This is a genomic window from Streptomyces filipinensis (assembly GCF_014649495.1).
GTDB lineage: Bacteria > Actinomycetota > Actinomycetes > Streptomycetales > Streptomycetaceae > Streptomyces > Streptomyces filipinensis.
In genome coordinates this window covers 323,855-347,571 of the sequence record NZ_BMTD01000001.1, presented here as the reverse complement: position 1 = coordinate 347,571, position 23,717 = coordinate 323,855, and the positions used below count along the sequence as shown (strand labels likewise).

Here is a 23,717-nt window from a genome sequence, read left to right as displayed (position 1 = left end):
GGACGGAACCTGCGCGTGTCGGCGGGGGCTGAGGTCACCGCGCGACCCTACTGGCACCGGACGGGACGGCCCGGTGCGCGCTCACCCGACCGGAGGAGGGCGGCCGGTGCGCCACACGATCGGGGGACGCGGGGGCGTTCTTCGGCGAAGGGATCGGGAGACGCCCCACGCACGCCCGTGGCGTCGTGGGGCGTCCCTCGGTCAAGGCGCCGTGGGGGCGCCCCTCGACCCTGGCATCGGGGGCACCCCTCGCCCAGGGCCACCGCTGCGGTGCGGCCCTGGGCCGGCGCCTCGTCAGGAAGCCGGCACCGTCGGCACCGGTACCGGCACCGGCACTCCCGGCAGCGAGGGCAGCGTCGGCAGCCCGGGCAGATCGGGAGCGGGCAGGCCGCCCGAGAGCAGCAGGGCGGCCAGATAGTTGACCAGGCCGGTCAGGACTCCCTTGACCGCCGGGACGACCTGGGTGGCGTCACCGGAGGTGATGGCCTTCAACAGGGTGTCCAGCGCCTTGGTGAGGTTGGCGAGCGCGTCGCCCGCGAGGTCGGCCCGCGTGGTGGTCCTGTGGTCCGTCGTGGTGCGGGGGGACGGCGGGCCCGGGGTCGCCGGGGTGGTGGGTGCGGCGGTCGGAGTGGCCGGCGCGGCCGGGGTCACCTTGGCGATGGCGTCCTTGGCGGCCTGCACGAGGGCGGTGGCCTGGTCGGTGGGGAGCTGCCCGTTGTCGGCCTTGAGCACCGCGGTGAGCAGGCCGGTGACCGGGGTGAGGACGATCCCGAGGTTCGCGAGGAGTGTGACCTGCGCGAGGAGCGCGTCCGCGCCGGGGACGGGCGCGTGGGACGCCGCACGGACACGGTCCCGGGTGGAGTCGGCCGCGACGGCGGCCGGGCCGGTGACGCCGGCCAGGAGAGCGGCGCAGAGCGTGACGCCCGCGATGCGCCGGGCGGGTGGGCCACCCATGGAACTTCCTTTCGGTGGTACGTCGGGTCCTGTGTCCACCGTGAGATCGCGCCCGGCCCTCTGCAACCGATCAAGCTCGTTCCGGTGAACCGCCCGGCCGTTCGGGGCAACGGCGGGGGTCTGCCGGGTGGAGTGCGCCGGACCCGGGACGGGCGCGGCGACGCTCCGAGTCGGCGGCGCGGGGGCGTACCGAGGCGCTCTGCGGCGGCTGGGGCCGCCGTCCCCGGGCGACAGCGCATTCCCGCACGGGCGGGCACGGGCGGGCAATCGGGTGAATTCACCGCCAATGTGCGCCTCTCGGTATCTTCGGGCCTTCATATCTCGTTCACAGTTCGCAGGTCGTGGCGAGTGTGAACGTGCGGCATCACGGTCCCCTGCGACGACCCTGCGGAACCCGGCAAGCGAGAAGGCCGGATCAACGGCCGCCGCCGGCTTCCCCTTCCCGCCTGAGAGAAAGACAACGAGAGTGCGACAGACCCTGACCAAGGGATTGGTCGTGGCCGCCGCCGCGACAAGTGCCCTGACTCTGTCCGGCACATGGGCGTTCGCGGACTCCGGTCCGCAGGCGACAGGGGCAGACTCACACACCGTCCTGTCCGGTGATACGGCTCCCCAGCAGGCCGTTCCCGGTGAGTCAAGTGCCCTGAGGGCGATCGCGCGTGCCCAGACCGCCGTGCGGCAGGCGCACCGGGAGGCAGGGGTCACGGCCCCGGCTTCCGACAGCCCCACGACAGAGGCGAGCGACCAGGGCTACGGCGACGACGAGCCGAGTGACGAGCCCACCTGCGCCTGCTACGGCGAGGACACGCCCACGCCGACCCCCACCAAGGCGACCCCACCACCCCGCGCGCACACCCCGGCGCCCAAGCCCACTCCGGTGAAGGCACCGCCCGTGAAGCGGACCCCGCCGCCGCCCGCGCCGCCGGAGCTGGCCAAGACCGGCGCGGAGACCACCATCGGAACCATGGCCGTCAGCGGTGCGCTGCTGGCCGCCGGAACCGTGCTGTACCGGCGGGGCCGGGCCGCTGCCCGTCAGTAGTACACCGGGGTGCCGGACGCCGCGCGCCCGGCACCCGCCGTCTCGCCGTCCGCCCGCTGCGCCGCCCGGTCCGGGCCCGTGGCGGGCGGACGGCTTTCGAGGTGCGCCCCGGCTCACGACCGTCTGTCGAGGGCGTCGAGCAACCCGGCCGACCGGGGTGAGGCGACCTTGCGGGTGAAGAACATCCGGGAGGCCTCGATCGCCGGCAGATCGGCGAGGGTCCTCGTGCCCTTGAGCAGCCGGTCCAGGTGGTGGAAGTTGGTGAAGTCGGCGGTGACGCGCCCGGCCCTCGGCCGCAGCACCGGGTCCTCCACCTCCTCGCGCCAGCCGCTGTTCCAGACCAGCGTGTGGAAGAACATCTCGTCGGGCGCGTGCGTCGTACGGAACAGGCTCTCCCAGCGGGGGTCCTCGGCCTTGCCGAGCAGGTCCGCGACGCAGTCGGCGGTCAGCGCCGTCCACTGGCTGCCCGCCACCGGCTCGATGTCACCGAACACGGAGCGCCTGCGCCGGGGAGTCAGCTCCGAGATCCCCCGGCGCAGCAGGGCGCGGGGAAGATAGGTCGGCCCCGGCCCCGTCGGCACGGCGTCGAGGTACCAGCGCTTGAGGACGCGGCCGGCGGTGATCCTCTCGTCCAGCACCGCGGCCGCCCGGCAGTGCTGCCGGAACGGCGCCGACGCGAGGTGCGCGGCGAACTCGCCGACCGGCCGGGCGGGGTAGCACTGCCCGGACAGCAGCACGATGTGCTCGCCGGGCTGCGCGAACTCCAGCGCCGTGCGGTACAGGGCGAGCGTCGCGCGGACGACGGAGAAACCTCCCCAGCGGACGGCGACGCGGTCGCGGACGTACGCGGTGCGCGGCACCCCCGCGAAGTCGGCGCCTCGCGACCGCGCGTCCACGTGGACGACCACCGGGTACGGCGCCAGTCGCTCGGCCAGCCGCGCGAACAGTCCGGGCTCGGTGTGCGCGAGCACGGCGAATACCGGCATCGTTCTCTCCTCCCTCGGTCCACCGGCTTCTCCCCCACGCTCCCCCACGGTGATCGCGCGGCCGTGGGACGCGTCGTGGGCTCGCTGGCACGCGGGAGCGATGTCCCTCTAATGGCACGTCACCCAAGGCCCCACCGTCGCCACGTCGACTGACGAGCCGTCAGCATCCTGACAACCCTCATACGATCGTTCCTCTGTACCGAATGACATTGTTTTGTGAAGAATGCCTGATATAAGTAGTGGCCGACGACAGCGACTGGGGGCTTCTGAAGGAGAGCCATGGGGCGGTCCACCAACGCGGTGTCGGGGCAGGCGCCCTTCTCCACGCCGTACCGAACTGTTCACCGCCACGGCACGCGAGGTCATGGATACGGCGCCCTCTCCGTCTGCGTGGACCTCGCCGGGGCGGCGCTGCCCCTGACGGCGGCGATCACGCGGGGCCAGGAGCCCCGCACCCTGCTCCTGGCCGCTGCCGCCGTCGTGTTGTGGCCGCTGATCGGCGCGGCGAGCAAGCGGTACGCGTCCGGGGTCTGGGCCGACGCGGTCGATCTGCGGGCCGTACTGAGGGACTGGCTCATCCTGGTCGGCGCCCTGGCCGTGCTCCGTGTGCTGTGCGGACAGAACAGCGGCCACATCGAGGCCTTCACCGCGCTGCTGCCCGCGCTGGCCCTCACCGCGACCTGTCAGAAGGTGATCCGCCGCCGGCTGCGGGCCGCGCGCAGGGACGCCCGCGTACTGCGTCGCGTGCTGGTCGTCGGCGAGGGGCCCCTGGTGGACGCCGTGGTCGCGCAGCTCGCCCAGCGCACCGATCACGGCTATGTCATCGTCGGCGCCTGTGCGGTGGGCGAGCAACCGGTGTCCTCGGGTGTCGCCGTGTGCGTACGGCTGGCCGGCGAAGCGCCCCAGCCACCGGAGACGGACGCGACGGGGGTGCTCGACGCCGTCGACGAACTGGCGGCCGACCTGGTCTTCGTGGCGGTGAGCCGCCACATGTCGGGCGAGCGGCTGCGCCGGCTGTCCTGGGCGCTGCACGACCGGGGCTGCCCCCTCGTGGTACTGCCCGGCATCGTCGATGTGGCCCGGCGCCGGCTGCGGGCCACCTCTGCCGCCGGACTGACGATGCTGCACATCGCACCGCCCGCGCGCCGCGGGATCCCGGCGCTGTTCAAGGCCGTCGTGGACCGGGCAGGCGCCCTGCTGCTGCTCGTCCTGCTCTCCCCCCTGCTGCTCGCCGTGGGACTGGCGGTGCGGTGCGGCTCACCCGGTCCTGCCCTGTACCGGCAGACACGGGTGGGCCGGTACCACACGCCCTTCTCCATGTGGAAGTTCCGCACGATGGTGGTGGGCGCGGACCGGCTCAAGACCGAGCTGGAAGAGGCGAACGAGAACGACGGGCACATGTTCAAGATGCGTCGTGACCCGCGGATCACCCCCGTCGGCCGCATCCTGCGCCGCTACTCGCTCGACGAGCTGCCCCAGCTCTTCAACGTCCTGCTCGGCCACATGTCCCTGGTCGGGCCGCGCCCCCCGCTGCCCGAAGAGGTCGTCAAGTACAACCTGGTGGAACGGCGCCGGCTCACCGTCAAACCGGGCCTGACGGGGCTGTGGCAGGTGAGCGGACGAGCGGACCTCTCCTGGAACGAGACCGTCGCGCTCGATCTGCGCTACATCGACAACTGGTCCCTGGCCGGGGACGTCACCGTGATGGCCCGCACCGTGCGAGCGGTACTGGACGGCCAGGGCGCCTACTGAAAGGCACAGCGTCATGGCAGCGACATGGTCCCTGCGCGGCTTCACCGGTGCCGGGTACGACAAGGGGCGGCCCCTGCTCGTGCAGGCCGCCTGGTTCGCCGTCGAGCACCTCGTCTTCGTCAAGTGGTGGTGTCCGGCCCGCTGGCGTCCGCCGCTGCTGCGGGCCTTCGGCGCCCGCGTCGGCCGGGGGGTGCTGATCCGGCACGGGGTGCGGGTGCACTGGCCGTGGAAGCTGGAGATCGGCGACGACGCGTGGCTCGGCGAGGGCGCCTGGATCATCAACCTCGAACCCGTCAGCATCGGCCACGACTGCTGCGTCTCGCAGGACGCGCTGCTGTGCACGGGCAGCCATCTGCGCCGTTCCCCCACGTTCGAGTTCGACAACGGCCCCGTCCGCCTGGAGCCGGGCAGCTGGGTCGCCGCGCGGGCGGTCGTCCTGCGCGGCGTCACCGTCGGCCGTGGCGCGGTGGTGGGCGCCGGTGCCGTGGCCCACCGGGACCTGGCGCCGGGCACCGTCCTGACGGCGGGCGGCACCGCGCGCACGACTCGGTCGACATCCACGAAAGAGGTCAGGGCATGAGAGGCCAGGGCATGAGAGAGGTCGGCGCATGAGAGAGGTCAGCGCATGAGGGTGGTCCAGGTGGTCACGCTCGTCAGCGACGACGGCACCTTCGGCGGCCCGCCGAGCGTGGCGCTCGCCCAGCTCCAGGAGATGGCCGAACGCGGGCACGACGTACGGCTGGTGTCGTTGTGGCGGGGCCGCACACCGGCTCCGGGGCACCTCGGCACCGTCCCCTTCGTCTCGCGGCGGGCGCGGACCGTGATCCCCGGCCAGGGCTGTCTCGGCCTCCTGCACCCCTTGCTGCTGGGGGATCTGTGGCGGGCCATGGGGCGCGCCGACGCCGTTCACCTCCATGTGGGCAGGGACCTCGTGTCCCTGGCCGCGCTCGCCGTCGCCCGGCTGCGGCGCGTCGGCTTCGTCGTCCAGACCCATGGCATGGTCGAGCCCCGGACCGGTGCCGTCGCGCGCCTCTTCGACAGCGTCTTCGTCCCCTTGCTCCGGCGGGCGCGCTGCTGCCTCGTGCTCACCGAGCGGGAACGGCGGGCCCTGTCCGCGGTCCTGGGCGCCGGGCAACCCCCGCTGGTGACACTGCCGAACGGTATGCGCCTGTCCGCGCACGCGCGCCCCGAGCGGTCGTCCGACGGTCAGGAAGTGATCTTCCTGGCCCGGCTGCACCCGCGCAAACGCCCCGAGGCGTTCGTGGAGATGGCCGCGCTGGTCCACAAGGAGATCCCGCGAGCGCGGTTCACCCTCTACGGCACGGACGAGGGATCGCTGGAGCAGGTGAACCAGCTCGTCGCCGACCGGGGGCTGACCGACGTGGTGCGCTACGGCGGCCCGCTGGAGCACTCCGCGGCGCTTCGGGCCTACCGCGGGGCCGCCGTGTACGTCCTGCCCAGCGTGCACGAGCCGTTTCCCATGACGGTTCTGGAAGCACTGGCCGAGGGCACTCCGGTCGTGTGCACGAGCAGCTGCGGCATCGCCGGGAAACTGGCGGACAGGCAGGCCGCGATGGTCACCGACGGCAGCCCGCAGGCCCTGGCCGAGGCGGTGAGCGCGCTGCTGACCGACGAGGCGCTGCGCCGCCGGCTGACCGGCGCCGGCCACCGGGCGATCCGGGAGGTGTTCTCCATCCGCGCGGTGGTGGACCGGCTGGAGGGCATCTACCGCGACCGCTCCCGGCAGAGGTGAGCGCGGCGCCCCGGCGCGGGATCCGGCGCGGCCGAACGGCTTCGCCGCTCAGCGCGCCGGGGCGCCGGCCACCGCGGTGAGGATGTCCTCGAAGCGGGAGGCGGAGCCCTCCAGGGCGAACTCCCGCTCGGCCAGGACGCGGCTCCGCTTGCCCAGGGACGCGGCGTGCTCCGGGTCGGACAGGACGTCCCGGACCCAGGCGGCGGCGGCCTCCAGCGAGGACTCGTCCGGCGGGAAGACCGCCGAGCCGGCCTCGTCGAGCAGCCGGGCGGCCAGGTTGTCGGCGGGCATCAGACCGAGCACCGGGCGCCCGGCACACAGGTACGACAGGGTCTTCGACGGGACCGAGAACCTCCCGGCGTCCCCTTCCAGCAGGACGACGAGCACGTCGCCGGTGCCCAGCACCTCGGGCAGCCGCCGGTAGGGCTGGAAGGGCAGCAGCGTCAGCTCGACCCCGCGGGCGGCGGCGGCCTCCCTGAGCACGGGCACGGCCGGGCCTTCGTTGACGACCACGAGCCGCACCCGCTCGCCCCGGTCGCGCAGGCGTTCCGCCAGCCGCACCAACAGGACGGGGTTGTGCTTCAGGCCCAGCGTGCCGGCGTAGAGCAGCGTCTTCACGCTGGTCAGCCGCTGCTCGTTCGACCAGGCGTTGGCCCGGGCCACGGGCACGATCTCGTCCAGCGGCGCCCAGTTGGGGATCACGGTGACCTTGTCGGCGGTGCCCCACTGCCGGTGCACCTGCACGAAGGAGTCGGCGATCACCACGATGGCGGCGGCCTGCCGGGCCGCCCACTTCTCGCCGGCACCGAACACCTTCGCCGCGACGCCCATCGCGCCCGCGACATCGGCGGCGGCGAAGCTCCTGAGCGCGACAGCGGTGACGTCCTGGTGCCACAGCACCCAGGGGACGCGCCGCCGCTTGAGGACCGCCGCGGTCACCGCGAGCACCGGAATCGGCAGGTTGGCCAGCAGCGCCACCTCGGGCCTCGCCTGTGCGACCTGCCGGGCCAGCTCGACGCCCAGCCGCGTCTCCTGGAAGAGCCGGTGCACATAGGCCTGCTTCCGCAGCACCGTGCGCTCGCCGATGGTGGCGAAGCGCAGCCCGGCGACGTCGGCCCCGAGATCGCCCTTGCCGCTGAGATAGGCCGCGCAGGTCGAGTGGACCACCGCGTGCCCGCGGCGTGCCAGTTCCCGGCTGAGCTGGGCCTGGAAGGGGTGACCGCTGTAGTCGTGAACGAAGATCCTCATCGGTTTGTCGCGTCCTCGAACCGGGGCTCAGCCGTGGGCACGCTTCACCTGGTCGTAGACCCAGGCGTAGGTCCTCTCCAGGCCGTTGGCCAAGGAGATCGAGGGCTCCCAGCCGTGGATCTCGCGGATCAGGGTGTTGTCGGAGTTGCGGCCGCGCACGCCTTGCGGGGCGTCGAGCCGGTAGCTGCGTTCGCAGCGGATGCCCGCGATCTGCTCGACGATGTCGACGAGCTCGTTGATGGTCACGAGTTCCGAGGAGCCGAGGTTCACCGGTACGCCGCTGTCGCCGCGCATGATCATCCGGGTGCCGTGCAGACAGTCGTCGATGTACATGAAGGAGCGGGTCTGCCGGCCGTCGCCCCAGATCTCGATCCGGTGGTCACCGCAGAGCACCGCCTCGGCCACCTTGCGGCACACCGCCGCCGGGGCCTTCTCCCGGCCACCGGCCCATGTGCCGTGCGGGCCGTAGACGTTGTGGTAGCGGGCGACGCGGGTGGTGAAGCCGTAGTCCTCCGCGTAGTGCCGGCACATGCGCTCCGAGAAGAGCTTCTCCCAGCCGTAACCGTCCTCCGGCTGCGCCGGATAGGCGTCCTCCTCCCTGAGCGCCGTGACGTTCGGGTCCGTCTGCTTGCCGGCGGCGTAGACGCAGGCGGAGGAGGAGTAGAAGTAGCGCTCGACACCGGCCTCGTGCGCGGCCTGCAGCATGTGGGTGCTGGTGAGCACCGACATCATGCACGCGGCCTTGTTGTTCTCGATGAAGCCCATGCCGCCCATGTCCGCGGCCAGCATGTACACGTGCCGGGCCCCCTGGACGCCGCTGCGGGCGCCGTCCAGCAGTGAGAGGTCCGCGATCACGTTCTCCGCGCCCTCGTGGACCTGGTACCAGGCGCGCAGGGGCTTGATGTCGATGGAGCGGACGGTCAGCCCCTGGTCCAGAAGGGCGCCCACGAGGTGCCCGCCGATGAAGCCCCCGCCCCCGGCAACGACGGCGTCGACCTGCTTGTTCATGGACAACTCCTCGGGTGAAGGGGAGACCTGGGGGACGGCCGGCCGGGCCGGCACGGAACTTTCGCCGCCCACAGTATTCACTTTCGCCCTATTTGCCCCGCATTGGCACGCCCCCGGTTCCCACCCCGCCCCCTGCCGCCAACAGGAGTGGATAACGCCCGATTTATGCGTGGCTGAGGTGGTTCAAGAGCATGACGGCGCTATATATCGGCCAGTGAGGTTTCCGCAGCAGCACTCGCCGACCACAGAAGTCCCGGTGCGGGGCGCGGGCGTCCGCAGTGTGCCCGCGGTCTGCGTCTGGGCCGTCGTACTGACCGTCGTGCTGCCGGTGCTGGTCCTGCGGCCGCACCAGGGGCCGGTGCCGATGGCGCTCGTACTGCAGGCCGCCGTCGTGGCACACACCGGTGCCGCCCTCACCCGCGTGCTCACCGCACCCCAGGTCCGGCTCGTCGGCCTCGGCTTCTGGATGTTCTCCTACATCTGGTTCGGGCTGGCCCCCCTGTCGATGCTCACCTCGGACAGCTACCCCTGGCCCTACCGGGCCGGCGCCGAAACCTCTCTGCGGGCCGTGGCCACGGTCGAGCTGGGGCTGCTCGCCTACAGCGCCGGAACCGCCTTCGCCGCCCGGCGCGCACACCTGCACGCCGCCCGTCCCGGCCTGCCGGAACGGCTGCTCGCCCGGCGCCTCGCACCCTGGCGCGTCCTGGTGCTGTGCGGATGCGCACTGTCCCTCGCGGTGGTGCTGCTGCACGGTCAACCAGGCGGTGTCGGCGCCTACTTCACCAGCCGTCAGGCCATCAACGAGACCGGCGCCCTGGACGAGGCACCGGACTCCTTCCTGCAGCCGCTGCGCAGCTGGTCCCTGTCCGTGCCCGCGTTCTGGGGCCTGCTGGCCCTGCTGCGCGTGCCGCGCCTGCCCGACGGCGACCGCCTGCTGCGCGGGGCCCGCCTGCTGCTGCTCCCCCTGCTCGCCGCGGTGAACATCATCGTCAACAACCCCATCAGCAAGCCGCGGTTCTGGGCCGGCACGGTGCTGCTGACGCTGCTGTTCAACGTGCCCCGGCTGGGCCGGCCCCGTGCCGCCCGCGCGGTCGCCGGCGCCGTCCTCGCCACGGTGCTCGTCGTCTTCCCCTACAGCGACTACTTCCGCTACGACGACCGGCACGCCATCTCCGTCGTCTCACTGTCCGAGCAGTTCACCACCAAGGGCGACTACGACGCCTTCCAGCAGGTGCAGACGGGTCTCGACTACGCGCGGGAGAAGGGGATTTCGCCCGGGCAGGCACTCGGGCCGCTCTTCTTCATGGTGCCGCGCTCGGTGTGGCCGGACAAACCCGAGGACACGGGGATCGCGCTGGCGCAGTACGCGGGTTACCGCTTCCTCAACCTGTCCGCGCCCCTGTGGATCGAGAGTTACCTGTGGGCCGGGCCGCCCGCCGTGGTCCTCGTGTTCCTGCTGCTGGGCGCGGTGGGACGCCGTATGGACGAGGCGCGCGACCGCCTGCTCGGCCGGCCCGGCACGCTGGCGGTCCTGGTGGTCCCCGCCTTCGCCTTCTACCAGTTGATGTTCCTGCGCGGCAGCCTGCTCGGCATCACCGGCCCGATGCTGCTGCTGCTGACCGTTCCGCTGCTCATCTCCACCCCGGCCCGCCGGGCCCCCGGACTCGCCTCACCGGCGCTGCCGTCCGCCCCCATCCCCCACGCCTCACTTCCGCACGCAGGAGGACATCCGTGACCGGCCCGCTCCCCTTCGACGACCGTTTCGACGAACCGGAACAGCTCCGCGAGCAACTGCGCCTGCTCCTTCGCCACCGCGTCGCCATGGCACTGGGAGTCGTCCTGGGCCTGCTCGGCGGGCTGGCGGTGGCGTGGTACGGCGCCGGCACCTACAGCTCCGCCAGTGACGTGCTGGTCCGCGCCGGGGCCGACCCCTTCGGCTCGGTGAACGTGCCCGCCGACAACCAGATCAGCATGAGCACGGAGCAGCAGATCGCCGCCAGCGCTGCCGTGGCCGTCCGTGCGGCGCACATCCTGGGGCAGCCCGACAGCCGTGCCGCCGCGCTGCAGAACCGTCTCCGCGTCACCAACCCGGGCAAGTCCCAGGTGCTGCGCTTCGAGTTCACCGCCCACGCTCCGGGGCGCGCGGCACGCGGCGCCAACGCCTTCGCCGAGGCCTATCTCGCCGACCGCAAGAGCCGCAACGACACCGCGGTGCAGCGTGCCGTCGGCGGCATGAAACAGCAGATCACCACGCTGACCCGGCAGATGAAGAAGGACTCCGAGAAGGACTCCGAGGACGACAGCGGCACCTCCGCCACGAAGAGCGAGATCAGCAGCCTGCGCAAGCGCGTGTCCGAGATCAGCTCCCGGGACACCGACGGCGGCGACATCGTCCGCCGGGCCACCGCACCCACCAGGCCCTCGGGCCCGGGGCCGCGGACCCTGATCGTCCTCGGCCTGGCCTGCGGTGCCGTCCTGGGCGTCCTGCTGGCCTGGCTGTGCTCGGCACTCGACCGCCGGGCCCGGTCGGCCCGCGAGGTGCAGGCCGCCCTCCGGGCGCCCGTGCTGGGCGTCCTGCCCCGTGGCCGCCGTACGGGCGACGCCCCGTTGACGGTCGGCCGTACGGCCGGCGCCCGCTCCCAGGCCTACCGCTCCCTGGCCTACCGCCTGGCGCACGCCTGGCTCTCCGGGGGTACCGGCTGCCTGCTCGTGGTGGCCCCGCGGCGCCACGACGCCGCCGGCGCGGTCGCCGCGAACCTGGCCGCGGCCTTCGCGGAGTGCGGACGCCAGACCGTGCTCGTCGACGCCGACCCCGACGCGCCCGCCCTCGCGGGCCGCCTGCCGCTGGTGCCGGAGGCGGAGCGCTCCGGGCAGGAGACGCCCCTGCCCGAGGGGGGTGTCCTCGTCGACGCGGGCTCCGCGGGCCGGTTCGCCCTCTGCTCCAGCGACAGGACCGGCGCCCCCCTCCAGGCCGACGTGTCCCGGGCGACGGAGCAGGTGGCGTCCGGCACCGGCTCGCCCGTCACGGTCGTCGCGACCCGGCCGCTGCTGGAGCACCCGAACGCGCTGGCGCTCGCCGAGCACGTCGGTGGTGTCCTGGTCGTCACCGGACGGGACACCCGGCGGGAGGAACTCAGGCAGGTGAGCGACCTCATCGGCTGCTCGGGCGGGCTCCTGCTGGGCGCCGTGGTGGACACCGGGCGGGTGCGCCGGGGTCTGTACGCCGCCGTGCTCCGCCGGCTGCGGCCCCGGTCCCGGACCGAGAGCGTCCTGCCGGCCGCGCAGCGTGCGGGACAGCACGACACACTGACGGTCTCCCGGCGATGACGGCCCCCGGGGCGGCCCCATACGCCACTGCCGGGACCGGCGCCCGCGGCACGGTCGCCGCCGCCGCACGGGGCGGGGTGTGGGGCGCGTTGGGTTCCGGTACGAACGCGGTGTTCGCCTTCCTCCTGGTCGGCCTGATCACCCGGGCCCTCGGAGCGCACGGGGCCGGCGCGATCTTCACCGGCGTCGCCCTGTTCACCATCGCCAGCAACGTCTGCAAGCTCGGCGCCGACACCGGGCTCGTCCGCTTCATCCCCGGTGATCTCGCCCTCAACGGCGGCCGCTCGGTGGGCTCGCTGCTGCGCATGGCGATGCTGCCGGCCCTGGCGGCCTCCACCGCGGCGGCCCTGGTGCTGCTGTGGTGTCCCACGGTGGCGACCACGCTCCTGCCGCACCTGCCGCCCGCCGACGCGCTCGCCCTGATCCGGTCCTTCGGCCTGGTCCTGCCGGCTGCCACCGTCAGCCTGATCCTGCTCGGCGGCACCCAGGGGTACAGCACCGTGGTGCCGTTCGTCTCCGTGGAGCAGATCGGCAAGCCCGTCCTGCGGGTGCTGATCGCGGTGCCCGTGGCGTGCTGGGCGCCCGGGATGCTGTCCCTGGCGGCGGCGTGGCTGCTGCCGGCGCTGGCCGGTCTCGCCGCCGCGTGGCGGGGCCTGCGACGCTGCCGGGCCGCCCACGCCGGCTCCGCCCGCGCGGGCGGGGTGTCGGTCTCCTGGCGGGACTTCTGGGTCTTCTCCGCACCCCGCGCGATCTCCTCCGTCTTCGACATCAGCGCGGTCTGGGTCGGGGTCATCCTGCTGTCGGCGCTGGCCACGGACGCCGAGGCGGGCATCTACACCGCCATCGGCCGCGTCGTCACCGCGGGCACCCTCCTCCAACTCGCCGTCCGGCTGGCCGTCGCACCCCAGCTCAGCCGGCTCCTCGCGGTCGGCGAGGCCGCCGAGGCACACCATCTGCACCGCACCTCGACCTGCTGGATCGTCCTGTTCTCCTGGCCGCTGTTCGTTCTGATCGCCGGCTTTCCCCGCACCGTTCTCGCCGTGTTCGGGCCGGAGTTCACCCAGGGCGCGCCCGCGCTGGTGATCCTGTGTGCGGCCGCCGTCGTCAATGTCGCGGTCGGCAACGCGCAGACCGTGCTGCTCATGGCCGGCAGGAGTTCGTGGCACCTGGCCTGCACCGCCGCGGCGTTCGCGGTGCAGCTCACCGTGGGCCTCCTCGCCGTGCCCCGGTGGGGCATCCTCGGCGCGGCCGTCTCCTGGGGTACGGCCATCGTCGTGGAGAACCTCTCGGCCGCGCTGCTGGTGCGGCTGCGCCTCGGCTTCACCACCGTGGCCGCCGGATACCTGCGGGCTCTCGGCATCGCGACGGCCGTCTCGGTGGTGCCGGCAGGCGTGCACACCCTGTTGGGTGACACCCCGTCAGGACTCGCACTCAGCCTGACTGTCGGAATGTCGGTATTTGGTACTTTTGTGTGGCGATACCGTACGCCTCTGGGAGTAAGCGAGCTGGTCCAGGTGCTGCGCCGTCGCACCGTGTGAGGCATTGCCCTCAACCTGCCCGCCCCCTCTCCTTCGAGGTGTCCCCCTTGCGCCACAGCAAGCTCCGTAAGAAGGCGGTCACGGGTCCGGCTGCCGCCGTCCTCATGTGCGCAGGCGCCCTGCTCTGCTCCCCCGCCGCCGCCGTCACGCGGCACGATCCGGCCACGCTCACCGCCGATCCGCTGGCCACCTGGCAGACGGACGGCGTCGTCTGGTCGCTGACCCAGGCCCGCGGTGTCGTCTACGCCGCGGGCTCCTTCCAGTCGGTCCGCCCACCCGGTGCCGCCGCCGGCACCGGGCAGGTTCCCCGGCACAACTTCGCCGCGTTCGACGCCGCGACCGGCGCCCTGCTGCCCTGCGCGCCGTCCTTCACCGACGGCGCCGGCCCGTACAGCGCCGGCACGGTACGGGCCATGAAGCCCTCCCCCGACGGGCGGGTGCTGTACGTGGGCGGCTCCTTCGGCCACGTCGGATCCACGGGGGTGGCCAACGCCGTGGCCCTCGACACCGCCGACTGCACCCTGCGCAAGGACTTCCGGCCCGTGGTGTCCGCGACCGTCCGGGCCATCGAGACGACCGGCCAACGGGTGTATCTGGGCGGCGACTTCGACAAGGTCTACGGCCGGAGCCGGCCCCACGTCGCCGCCCTGACCTCCACGGGCTCCCTCCTGCCCTTCAAGGCGAACGTCGACCGGCCCGTGCGTGCCCTGTCGGCCGCGCCCGTGCAACGCGTCCTGCTGACCGGAGGGGACTTCGAGCGCGTCAACGGCAGGCAGGCCCACTCCTTCGCCGCACTGGACCTCACCACCGGGGCGACGGTCCGCACCTTCCCGGGCTGGCTGCCGCCCGGGTCGACGGTCAAGGCGATCGCGCGGGACGGCGCCCGCTTCTACCTCGGCGCCGAAGGGGAAGGGCTCGGCGTCTTCGACGGACGGATCGCCGGCCGGCTCCGCGACGGCGCCCTGCTGTGGAAGGACACCTGCCTCGGCGCCACCCAGGCCGTACTGCCCCACAACGGCATCCTCTACAGCGCCTCCCACGCGCACGACTGCTCCCGGACCCCCGGGGGGTTTCCCGAGCGGGGCGTCCGGCACACCCTCCTCGCCCAGTCGGTCACCGACCGCAGGATCCTGCACTGGTTCCCCGACACCGACGGCGGCCTCGGGGAGGGGGTGGGTCCGCGCACCCTGACCATGGCGGGCGGTGTCCTGTGGGTCGGGGGCGAGTTCACCCAGGTCAACGACCGGCCCCAGCAGGGGCTGACCCGCTTCGCCGCCACCGCGCCCACGAGCGCGCCCCAGAGCCCGGCCCTCGGGGTCCTGGCCGCGCACCCGGGGAAGGTCACCATCGGCTGGCACGCCGTGTGGGACCGCAGCACCGCTGTCCTGACGTACCGGCTCTACCGGGACGGAAAGCTCGTCTCCCGGCAGGCCAGGGCGTCCGCGGCCTGGGACCTTCCGGCCATGACCTACACCGACTCGGTGGCCGCCGGCTCCCGCCACCAGTACGCGATCGAGGTGACGAACGGCAGCCGCACCTCGCCCCGGTCCGCGATGGTCGTGACGGTGCCCGCGCGCGGTGGCCGGACGAGCGGAGCGTGAGCTGTGGCAGCGACACTCATCGGGTACGCGCCCGGCGTCTGGGACCTGTTCCACATCGGGCACCTCAGCATCCTGCGCGAGGCGCGCCGGCACTGTGACCGGCTCGTGGCAGGGGTCGCGTCCGACGAACTGACCAGGCGCCTCAAAGGAAGGCCGCCGGTGATCCCGCTGGCCGAGCGCCTGGAGATCGTCCGCAGCGTGCGGCACGTCGACGATGTCGTCGTGGAGACGCACGGGGACAAACTGCAGATCTGGAAGCAGGTCGCATTCCATGTCGTGTTCAAGGGGGACGACTGGAAGGGCACACCCAAATGGGAGATCCTCGAACGCCGTTTCGCGAAGGTCGGTGTCGACGTCGTCTACTTCCCCTACACCGTCCACACGTCCAGCACGCTACTGCGCAGGGCGCTGGAGTTGATGGAGCTCGCGGAACCACTTCACCAAGAAGGCCACCATGAACAGGACATGGGCCAGCAGCAGCACGCAGTACAGGACAAGGAAGAGGTCCCGACTGCCCAGAAATAGGAAGCAGACGCAGGTCGTGCCGTAGTCGACCGGCAGGAGCAGGACGGACCCCCACGCCGAGGCAGGGCCACCCCTTCCCACCGCCACCCGCGCCTTGAGCTGCTGCGTGAGGATGCCGGCGAAGAAGATCACCACCGCGGCGAGCTGGAACACCATCGGGGCCAGCAGCAACAGCGGACTGCGCAGGTCGAAGAAACGGTAGAACGCCACCAGCACCACCAGGTGCAGCAGGACGATCCTGACGCAGTCCAGCACGTGGTCCAGCCATTCGCCCGACAGGCTCGCGGAGCGCTGGCTCCGCGCGAGCTGACCGTCCGCGGCGTCCAGGGCGAATCCCAGGGCGAGGGCCACGCCGACACAGACCGACATCACGGGCTCGGGCCGCAGCAGAGCCACCGCCGCCAGGGCCGGAAAAGTGAACAAGGCGCCGAGTAGCGTCAGCTGATTGGGGGTCGCACCGATCCGGCAGGCCAGCGCCGCCATCACCCGGCCGGCCGGGCGATTGACGAACCGACTGTAGACCGACACCCCCTTCGCCGGCTTCTGTGCCGTCGACAGTTGCCTCAGCATTTCCGCGAACTCGGCCATAACCCTCCTTGGTGACACCAAACGCGAGAAAGGAAGGCAACTATGACAGAACAGGATGGCGAAATGGCCCGCGACCGTCGGCGCATTCTGCGCGGCGGAACATCACTGCTGGTCGCGGCGGCTCTGCCCGCCGGCAGCGCGTCCGCCAAAAGTGCGTCTCCCCGGCGTGCGGCCGTCGGGCCGATGTCCTCCGTCAACGTCACCGATCTCGGCGCCGTGGGCGACGGATCCACCGACGACACCCAGGCGTTCGAAACCGCGTACGCGCTCGCCGCCACCCACGTCCGCGGCGGGGTGGGCCGGCTGGTCGTCGAGATCCCCGCCGGGGACTTTCTCATCACGCGTCCGCACGCCCTGCTGAACGGCGTCACCCCGTCACGGCCGGCGAACGGTCTGCGCTTCGTCGGGGCGGGAAAGAACATGACCGCTCTCGTCTTCCGCCCGGACACCGGCCCGGGCTCCTATCTGTGCCGGAACGAGGACACCTGGTCGAACCTCTCCTTCGAACGCATGCAGTTCCGCTCCGACACCCCGGGCGCGTCCTTCTTCAGTTCCTACTCCACCGGTCTGGCCCAGGACTACCGGTTCTCGGAGTGCGAATGGCTCGGGGAATGGGAGTACGGGCTGGCCCTCGACGGCACCAACACCAACTCGGAGATGCTGTGGCAGGCCTGCACGGTCGCCGGCAGCTACCGCAAGGCCTTCCTCTACTCAGGGATCACCGGACACGCGCAGACCACCCCGAACGACCAGGACCAGTTCCTGAACTACTGGTTCACCGACATGAAGGTCGAATACGAGTGGGGCAACTTCCTGGAGTTCCCCTACGGCGGATCCATCTCCTGCCGCGGCGGGTCGTACATCATCACCGGCAAACGCCCCGTCCGCACCGAGGAATACGGCACCACCAGCACCTTCTTCCGCTTCCCGGTCAGCCGGCACCATGATTCGGTGCAGCGCTTCCACGCCCAGGACATCCGCTTCGAGGTGCGCAGTCCGGACGTGCGGGTCATCGACTGCGTGTGGAGCAGCGGCACGGTCCACTTCGCCGACTGCGACGACACCGCGAACGCCTTCATGGACTTCTCCGCCGAGGTCCGTCCGCACCAGTACAGCGTGGGACCGCGGGGGCCGCTGATCCGCTACGACTCCTGCCAGCTCGTGGGCCGTCACCAGTACCGGACGACCCACCGGCAGGACACCCAGCCGGCCGTCGTCCGCTACGACATGTGCCTGCTGCGGAACCACCCGCAGAGCGAGTTCGCCGTCACCGACGGCGCCGGCGCGAACCCGGCCCGCTTCGTACGCTTCACCGACTGCCTCGGCACCGGGCCCGCCGGCGACACGCCCGCGCCACCGCCGTCCACCGACCCGGCCGTGCCCCCCGGCCGGACCTCTCCCACGGACTGAGGCGGCCGCCCGGTCGCCGGCGCAGGGGGTCCGGGACGTCCCGGACCCCCCGCCTTTGTCGTACGGCGCGGTGGTCCGGCACCGTCAGGCGGTGCCGGGCGCCGCCGCGTCAGACGTACTTGGTGGTCTTGACGCAGAAGTCGATGCGGGTGATGTCCGGGTCCTTGCCGTTCGCGTTGGCCAGGGCGTGCAGTCCGGTGTCGGCCGCCTTCCCGTCGGGGAAGCCCGTCGTGCTGTCGTACTTGTAGACGTTGACGCCGGTGCTGCCCGTGACCGCGACCTGGACGACGCTGCGGTGCGCGGTCGCGGGGATGTTGAAGCCGAACACCTCGCCCTGGGCGTTGCTGCCGATGGTCAGCTGGAGGTTTCCGTCCCCGGGGATCGCGACGGGCCCGGTCACCGGGTTGGTCACGCTGATCGCGGTCGCGCCCGAGGGGCAGGGCGGGGGCGGGGGCGTCTGGCACGGCGTGCACCCGGTGGGCGGCTTCGTCGAGCACGCCGAACACCCGGACGTGGGGGGCTTCGTCGCGCACGACGACGAGCACCCCGGTGTGCTGCTCGTCGAGCAGGTCGGGCACGCCTGCGCCGCGCGGGGAACCGCATGGGCCGCCGCGGACCCGGCGGCGATACCGAATGCCATGGTCGCGGTCAGGCCGGCGCCGACGAGCCCCGCTCCCCAACTCAACCGTCGTGACTGCGTCTTCGTTCGGCCAGCTACTCGCATAACGAGCACTCCTCCTCAATGCTTGGGTACCTGACCTCGGGTACCTGATCTCGCCCTGGCGAACTCTCACGCCATTTCCTTTGGCAGTTCGAGCTTGACCAAGTGTCCGCGCCGGGCGTCCCCACACTCGCACGAGTGGACTGCCGTTATGGATTACGACTCCTTTTCCTAGGCCATTCGAGCTTCAGTAAGGGCCTGAAGGGCGGAGCGTGGATCCGCACGGTGCCAATCGGATGGATCTCGCGGCAAGCCCGCTTGTCGAATTCGGTGATGCGGGGCCGGGTGTCTACTTTCGGAAAGCTTCTCGCCACCCGTATCCCTCGACCCGGGATGTTCCATGCGCCTAAGGAAAAGCACCTCAAGGGCCGCCACCACGGCCTCCGCGGCGGTCCTCCTTGCCGCCGCCTCCCTCACGACCGCCTCCGGCGCGCCGGCAGCACGGCACGAAAAGACCCTGACCGCCGCGCCGTTGGCGACCTGGCAGACGGACGGTGTCGTCTGGTCGGTGGCGTACGCACGCGGTGTCGTCTACGTCGGCGGCACCTTCGGCAGTGTCCGCCCGCCCGGCGCGAAGCCCGGTCACAAGGAGGTCGCACGAAGGAACTTCGCGGCGTTCGACGCCGTGACCGGCAAGCTGCTGCCGTGCGCCCACTCCTTCACCAAGGGCGCCGGCACCGTACGTGCGCTGAAGGCGTCGCGCGACGGCAAGGTGCTGTACGTCGGTGGGTCGTTCGGCCGGGTCGACCGCACCGGTGTGGCCAGCGCGGTCGCGCTCAACACGGCCGACTGCTCGCTGCGCAAGGACTTCCGCCCCGCCATGTCCGCGACCGTGCGGGCCATCGAGACCACGGACAAAGCGGTGTACCTGGGAGGGGAGTTCACCCTGGTGAACGGCCAGACCAGGAATCGCCTCGCGGCGTTCGGCCGCAACGGCTCGCTGCTGCCGTTCCGTGCGGACCTCGATGAGCCGGTCCGCGCGATCCTGGCCGCGCCCGATCACGGCCAGCTGCTCGTCGGCGGCTCCTTCCACACCGCCAACGGCAGTCCGGAGCAGGCGCTGGTCTCGCTGGATCCCACGACCGGCGCGACGGTGAAGTCCTTCCCGGACTGGCTTCCGGAGCGGTCCGCGGTGTCGTCCCTGGCGCGTAACGGCGACCTCTTCTATCTGGGGGCCGAGGGCTCGGGCACGGGCATCTTCGACGGCCGCATCGCCGGCCGGCTGTCCGACGGCGCGATGGTGTGGAAGGACAACTGCCTGGGCGCCACCCAGGATCTCCTCGTGTACAAGGACGTCCTGTACAGCGCGTCCCACGCCCACTACTGCGCGCTGACACCGGGCGGCTTCCCGGACGGTCCACGCCGGCACTTCCTGGCGCAGTCGGCCGACGAGAAGCGCATCCTGCACTGGTTCCCCGACACCGACGACGGCATCGGTGAGGGGGTCGGCCCCAGGACACTCACGATGGCGGGCGGAGTGCTGTGGGCCGGCGGCGAGTTCACCACGGTCAACGGCAGACCACAGCAGGGCCTGACGCGTTTCGGGGCCGGCCCTGGCAGCTCGGCTCCGGAGGCGGTTCCCGCGCTCGCGAGCGACGACTCGCGCGCCGGGAAGGTCACGCTCACCTGGCGTGCCGCGTGGGACAGGGACGACGCGGAGCTGACCTACCGGATCTACCGGGACGGAAAGCTCGTGGCCACACGGAAGCAGCGGTCGGCCGAATGGGACCGCCCGGAGATGACGTACACGGACTCCGTCTCCCCCGGCTCCCGTCACCGCTACACGATCGCCGTCAGCGACGGAGAGAACACCATGCCCCGGTCGGCGCGGCTCGACGTGACGGCGGCGACCGCCAAGTGACCGGCCGGAGCAGGGAGACGGGACGACACCGAGGGGACAGCCCCTCAGGTGGTGATGGACTCCCTGCTCTGGCTGGGCACGAACGGCGTGGTGCCGGCGCCGAGCAGTTCCCGGTACACCTCGAGCACCGCGTCGCCGGTCTGGCGGACGTCGTGGGCGGCGACCACATGCGCGCGGCCCTGGGCGCCCAGGGCCGCGCGCAGCGGCGCACGGCGCAGCAGCGCCGTCAGCGCCCGGGCCAGCGCGTCCACATCCTCCGGCGGCACCAGGCAGTGCGGCAGATGTCCGGGCGGCAGGCTCTCGCACACACCGTCCACGTCGGTCACCAGGACCGGCCGGGCACACGCCATGGCCTCCAGCGGGACCAGCGCCCGGCTCTCCCGGCGGGACGGCAGGACCACGACGTCAGCGGCCCGGTACCAGGGGGCGGCGTCGACTGCCGGGCCGGCGAACTCCACCGAAGGGGGCGCGCCGGCGCGCAGCCGGTCCGCGTCCGGACCGTCACCGACCAGCACCAGCCGGGCGGCCGGCGCCTGCCGTACGACGGCCGGCCAGGCCCGCAGGAGCAGGTCCTGGCCCTTCTGCCGGCACAGCCGCCCCACGCACACGACGAGCGGGCCGGCCGCGGACCGGGCGACGGCGCCCTCGGGCCGGAACCTGCGCGTGTCGACTCCGTCGGGGACCATGTGCCACTGGGCGGTGATGCCGTGCCGTTCCCCGGTACGCCGCTCCGCCTCGCTCACACAGAGGACGCGCGCCGCCCACCGCGCCCCGAACTGCTCCCAGCGCACGGCCGCGTGGGCCCGGACGCCGTCCACGGCCTCGAACGACCAGGCGTGCGGCTGGAAGACGGTCGGGAGCCGGCCGCGCACCGCGAGCCGCGCGGCCAGACCCGCCTGGGCGCCGTGCGCGTGCACCACGTCGGGGCGCAGCTCGCGCAGCACCTGGGTCAACCGGGCCACCTCGCCGGGGAGTCGGGACCCGGGTGAGCGGCTCGCGTTCCAGGGCAGCACCCGGCAGCCCTGCGCGCGCAGCGCGTCCGTCAGCGTGCCGCCGCGCGGACAGGCCACGCTGACGTGCGCCCCCGCGCCGCGCTGCGCCGCCGCCAGGTCCGTCACGAACCGTGCGACACCGCCCTCGACCGGCTGGCTGACGTGCAGGACGTGCGGCTCACGTGCGGCGGACGGCGTCGCACGGTGCGGGACCGGACCGAGGGGAACGCGCATGACCGAGGCTTCCCTTCCGAAGAAACATTTCGAACCCAGCGCAGGGCGTACGATCGTAGGTTCGACATAAAACGCATCGGATTCGGGAGGCAACACTAGCCCCTATTTCCACACGGACGTCAACCGTGTCGGAATGACAATCCTCCTCCGGGGCTATTCGCCGCACGGAAATCACCTGCTTGGCGTCGCACCGGACCGACGGAACCCAGGGGATAATCCGATAAGAATTTCCGGGATGTCGTGCGGGATGTACGAGTTCCGGAGAACTTGTGGTCAGCGGAGTTTCCCGCGACGCCCCTCTCTCGTTAACTCAGCGGAAGCGAGAGAAAGGAACACAATGAAGAGTCTGAAGGCTGCCGTCATCGTTGTCGGCACCCTGGCCATGGCGGGCGTCGCGGCGCCGGCCGTCGCGGCGGACGTACCGGCGCAGGGCCTCCTCGATGACGGCAAGACGGTTGCCCGCACTCTCCCTCACGCAGCCGACATCCCGACGGGCGAACTGGCCAACGACGTCAGGCAGACGACGGACGGCGTGAAGAAGTCGGGTGTCGTCAAGACCCCCGTCTTCGGCGGCACCCTGCCGAACCCGATCAACGGCAAGACGCCTGCCGCGCTTCCGGTCCTCAACAAGGGGGGCAAGGCGCCCGCTGCGCTTCCCGTCCTCAAGTAGAAGACGCACCCGCTGGGCTTCCGGGTCGGCTCCGTTGTTCTCGGAGCCGGCCTTTCCTTGTTCCACCGTTTCGCGGTGTCGCCACCTCGTCACAAGGTCAAAAAAACGCGTGCAGAATACACGAGCACCATGCACGGGAGAGCGGGGACAGCCGACAGCGGCCCGCCGAGACTCGACGGGCCGCCAGGCTGGGGCTGCTCAGAACAGGAGGCCACCGGCGTAGGGGGCCCACTGCGACTGGTCGACCTCCGCCGTGTTGCAGGCGGCGTAGTGCGAGTTCGGCGCGGCGACGCCGCCGAGGACGGCACCGTTCGACCACGGCGCGATGCAACGGCCGTCGACCAGGGAGCCGTTCACGACGGCGATGCCCTGCTGCGGAGCGTTCACCACGATCGGCGACTCCGAGAAGCCGTCGCCGCCGGTGACGGTGGTGTTGTTGTCGGCCGCAGCGGTACCGCCGGCCGCCAGGACGATTCCCGCAGCCAGGACGCTGAGGGCCGTGACCTTCTTACGCATGAGTTGCGCCTTTCGGGTGAGTGACGGGGAGGGGACGTCTGCCCTGCTCCGAAGTGATCGGAGCGCGGGGAGTTAGAAGAGCAGGCCGCCCGTGTAGCCGGCGTGCTGCGACTGGTCGACCTTGGCCGTGTCGCACGCGGCGTAGTGCGAGTTCGGCGCGACGACCCCGCCGAGGACCGCACCGTTCGACCACGGCGCGACGCAGCGGAGATCGACGGCATTGCCGTTGACGACGGCGACGCCCTGCTGGGGGGAGTTCACGACGACCGGGGACGACGAAAAGCCCTTGCCGCCCGTGACAGTGGTGCAGTTGTCGGCTGCGGCGGTACCCGCGGCCGCCAGGACGACACCCGCGGCGAGGGCGGAGATGGCCGTAACCTTGTTACGCATGGGATGTCCCTTCCGGACTGCGTTTCGGGGGGTTCACCTGCTCGGAATTGCTCGAAGCAGGGGTCAGAAGAGCAGGCCGCCCTGGTACGCGGCGCGCTGCGACTGGTCGACCTGCGCCGTGTCGCAGGCGGCGTAGTGCGAGTTCGGCGGAACGACGCCACCGAGAACGGCACCGTTGGACCACGGCGCGATGCAGCGACCATCGATGAGCGTGCCGTTGACGACGAGCACACCCTGCTGCGGGGCGTTCACGACGACCGGGGACGACGAAAAGCCGTCACCACCAGTGGCGTTGGTCGTGTTCGAGTGGGCGGAGGCAACGCCAGCGCTGCCGCAGACAGCGCCAAGGGCGAGTGCAGTGATGACCGCGAACTTCCTGGTCAACTCGGTTCCTTCCTGGATTCACGGTAAGCCGCGCTTACATAGCAAGAAACCGAAATATGCGGCGAAAAGTCACGCGGACACCGGGCATACCGGGCGGATTCCACCGGATGGCGGAACGGCGTCGCGCATCGATTCATTCGGGCTGCACCGCCCCGGAGTGAACGCCGACATGCGTCCGGCCCACTGGCAAGGAGGAATCCAGTGGGCCGGACAGGTTTTG

Annotated in this window: 21 protein-coding genes and 1 pseudogene; 12 read left to right on the top strand and 10 right to left on the bottom strand. The window is 71.7% G+C overall.

Annotated elements, in window-relative coordinates; genetic code table 11:
- Nucleotides 1-294: 294 nt before the first annotated feature.
- Nucleotides 295-954 (bottom strand): hypothetical protein, encoded by a 660-nt coding sequence (locus IE244_RS01515; RefSeq protein WP_191870787.1) that lies wholly within the window; start codon nucleotides 952-954, stop codon nucleotides 295-297.
- Nucleotides 955-1,627: 673 nt separating this feature from the next.
- Between IE244_RS01515 and IE244_RS42705 the strand changes: the two genes are divergently transcribed.
- A complete protein-coding gene (locus IE244_RS42705) occupies nucleotides 1,628-1,993 on the top strand; it encodes an LPXTG cell wall anchor domain-containing protein (RefSeq protein ID WP_268252838.1) in 366 nt (121 codons plus the stop codon).
- A 113-nt stretch (nucleotides 1,994-2,106) separates the two neighbouring features.
- Here the strand turns inward: IE244_RS42705 and IE244_RS01505 are convergent, their stop codons facing one another.
- Nucleotides 2,107-2,979, bottom strand: a complete 873-nt coding sequence (locus IE244_RS01505) for a beta-1,6-N-acetylglucosaminyltransferase (protein WP_191870785.1) — start codon at nucleotides 2,977-2,979, stop codon at nucleotides 2,107-2,109.
- Nucleotides 2,980-3,369: 390 nt separating this feature from the next.
- Between IE244_RS01505 and IE244_RS01500 the strand changes: the two genes are divergently transcribed.
- From IE244_RS01500 to IE244_RS01490, 3 genes are read left to right on the top strand one after another with little or no spacing between them, the layout of a single operon-like run.
- Nucleotides 3,370-4,731 carry a sugar transferase gene (locus IE244_RS01500; RefSeq protein ID WP_229853950.1) on the top strand — a complete coding sequence of 454 codons (1,362 nt, stop codon included), beginning with the start codon at nucleotides 3,370-3,372 and terminating at the stop codon, nucleotides 4,729-4,731.
- Nucleotides 4,732-4,744: 13 nt separating this feature from the next.
- On the top strand, nucleotides 4,745-5,311 hold the full coding sequence (locus tag IE244_RS01495; protein ID WP_191870783.1) for a DapH/DapD/GlmU-related protein: 567 nt from the start codon (nucleotides 4,745-4,747) through the stop codon (nucleotides 5,309-5,311).
- A 45-nt stretch (nucleotides 5,312-5,356) separates the two neighbouring features.
- Complete coding sequence (locus IE244_RS01490; RefSeq protein WP_191870782.1) at nucleotides 5,357-6,484, top strand: glycosyltransferase; 1,128 nt, start codon at nucleotides 5,357-5,359, stop codon at nucleotides 6,482-6,484.
- Nucleotides 6,485-6,532: 48 nt separating this feature from the next.
- Here IE244_RS01490 and IE244_RS01485 read toward each other — a convergent pair whose 3' ends face one another.
- Both IE244_RS01485 and IE244_RS01480 read right to left on the bottom strand, forming a co-directional pair.
- On the bottom strand, nucleotides 6,533-7,732 hold the full coding sequence (locus tag IE244_RS01485) for a glycosyltransferase family 4 protein (protein ID WP_191870781.1): 1,200 nt from the start codon (nucleotides 7,730-7,732) through the stop codon (nucleotides 6,533-6,535).
- A 27-nt stretch (nucleotides 7,733-7,759) separates the two neighbouring features.
- Entirely contained in the window at nucleotides 7,760-8,740 is a 981-nt protein-coding gene (locus tag IE244_RS01480) for an NAD-dependent epimerase/dehydratase family protein (RefSeq protein WP_191870780.1), read from the bottom strand.
- Between the two features lie 214 nt (nucleotides 8,741-8,954).
- Between IE244_RS01480 and IE244_RS01475 the strand changes: the two genes are divergently transcribed.
- The 5 genes from IE244_RS01475 to IE244_RS01455 are packed head-to-tail and all read left to right on the top strand — an operon-like array spanning nucleotide 8,955 to nucleotide 15,731.
- On the top strand, nucleotides 8,955-10,475 hold the full coding sequence (locus tag IE244_RS01475; RefSeq protein WP_229853908.1) for a hypothetical protein: 1,521 nt from the start codon (nucleotides 8,955-8,957) through the stop codon (nucleotides 10,473-10,475).
- Nucleotides 10,472-12,067: a YveK family protein gene (locus IE244_RS01470; RefSeq protein ID WP_191870779.1), complete on the top strand. Its 1,596-nt coding sequence runs from the start codon at nucleotides 10,472-10,474 to the stop codon at nucleotides 12,065-12,067. Before IE244_RS01475 ends, IE244_RS01470 begins: the two co-directional genes overlap by 4 nt.
- Nucleotides 12,064-13,605, top strand: a complete 1,542-nt coding sequence (locus tag IE244_RS01465; protein WP_191870778.1) for a lipopolysaccharide biosynthesis protein — start codon at nucleotides 12,064-12,066, stop codon at nucleotides 13,603-13,605. The genes IE244_RS01470 and IE244_RS01465 overlap by 4 nt, the downstream gene beginning before the upstream one ends.
- Before the next feature lie 47 nt (nucleotides 13,606-13,652).
- Entirely contained in the window at nucleotides 13,653-15,206 is a 1,554-nt protein-coding gene (locus IE244_RS01460) for a fibronectin type III domain-containing protein (protein ID WP_229853907.1), read from the top strand.
- A gap of 3 nt (nucleotides 15,207-15,209) precedes the next feature.
- Complete coding sequence (locus IE244_RS01455) at nucleotides 15,210-15,731, top strand: FAD synthase family protein (protein WP_373305695.1); 522 nt, start codon at nucleotides 15,210-15,212, stop codon at nucleotides 15,729-15,731.
- Here IE244_RS01455 and IE244_RS01450 read toward each other — a convergent pair.
- Nucleotides 15,615-16,319 (bottom strand): annotated as a pseudogene (locus tag IE244_RS01450) (CDP-alcohol phosphatidyltransferase family protein); the annotation flags it as partial. The gene IE244_RS01455 and the pseudogene IE244_RS01450 overlap by 117 nt on opposite strands.
- Nucleotides 16,320-16,502: 183 nt before the next feature.
- Between IE244_RS01450 and IE244_RS01445 the strand changes: the two are divergent.
- On the top strand, nucleotides 16,503-17,729 hold the full coding sequence (locus tag IE244_RS01445) for a glycosyl hydrolase family 28-related protein (protein WP_229853906.1): 1,227 nt from the start codon (nucleotides 16,503-16,505) through the stop codon (nucleotides 17,727-17,729).
- Nucleotides 17,730-17,838: 109 nt separating this feature from the next.
- Here the strand turns inward: IE244_RS01445 and IE244_RS01440 are convergent, their stop codons facing one another.
- Nucleotides 17,839-18,141 carry a hypothetical protein gene (locus IE244_RS01440; RefSeq protein WP_191870777.1) on the bottom strand — a complete coding sequence of 101 codons (303 nt, stop codon included), beginning with the start codon at nucleotides 18,139-18,141 and terminating at the stop codon, nucleotides 17,839-17,841.
- A 649-nt stretch (nucleotides 18,142-18,790) separates the two neighbouring features.
- Between IE244_RS01440 and IE244_RS01435 the strand changes: the two genes are divergently transcribed.
- On the top strand, nucleotides 18,791-20,311 hold the full coding sequence (locus IE244_RS01435; protein WP_191870776.1) for a fibronectin type III domain-containing protein: 1,521 nt from the start codon (nucleotides 18,791-18,793) through the stop codon (nucleotides 20,309-20,311).
- A 44-nt stretch (nucleotides 20,312-20,355) separates the two neighbouring features.
- On the opposite strand, the gene IE244_RS01430 is transcribed toward IE244_RS01435, so the two are convergent.
- A complete protein-coding gene (locus IE244_RS01430; protein ID WP_191870775.1) occupies nucleotides 20,356-21,537 on the bottom strand; it encodes a glycosyltransferase in 1,182 nt (393 codons plus the stop codon).
- A 337-nt stretch (nucleotides 21,538-21,874) separates the two neighbouring features.
- Between IE244_RS01430 and IE244_RS01425 the strand changes: the two genes are divergently transcribed.
- The gene (locus IE244_RS01425) at nucleotides 21,875-22,207 is read left to right on the top strand and encodes a hypothetical protein (RefSeq protein WP_191871433.1); all 333 of its coding nucleotides are present in this window, start codon (nucleotides 21,875-21,877) and stop codon (nucleotides 22,205-22,207) included.
- Nucleotides 22,208-22,405: 198 nt separating this feature from the next.
- On the opposite strand, the gene IE244_RS01420 is transcribed toward IE244_RS01425, so the two are convergent.
- The 3 genes from IE244_RS01420 to IE244_RS01410 all read right to left on the bottom strand — a co-directional run bounded on the left by IE244_RS01420 (nucleotide 22,406) and on the right by IE244_RS01410 (nucleotide 23,497).
- Nucleotides 22,406-22,723 carry a hypothetical protein gene (locus IE244_RS01420; RefSeq protein WP_031159879.1) on the bottom strand — a complete coding sequence of 106 codons (318 nt, stop codon included), beginning with the start codon at nucleotides 22,721-22,723 and terminating at the stop codon, nucleotides 22,406-22,408.
- A gap of 72 nt (nucleotides 22,724-22,795) precedes the next feature.
- Nucleotides 22,796-23,113, bottom strand: a complete 318-nt coding sequence (locus tag IE244_RS01415; protein ID WP_031159877.1) for a hypothetical protein — start codon at nucleotides 23,111-23,113, stop codon at nucleotides 22,796-22,798.
- Nucleotides 23,114-23,176: 63 nt separating this feature from the next.
- On the bottom strand, nucleotides 23,177-23,497 hold the full coding sequence (locus tag IE244_RS01410; RefSeq protein ID WP_031159875.1) for a hypothetical protein: 321 nt from the start codon (nucleotides 23,495-23,497) through the stop codon (nucleotides 23,177-23,179).
- Nucleotides 23,498-23,717: the final 220 nt, after the last annotated feature.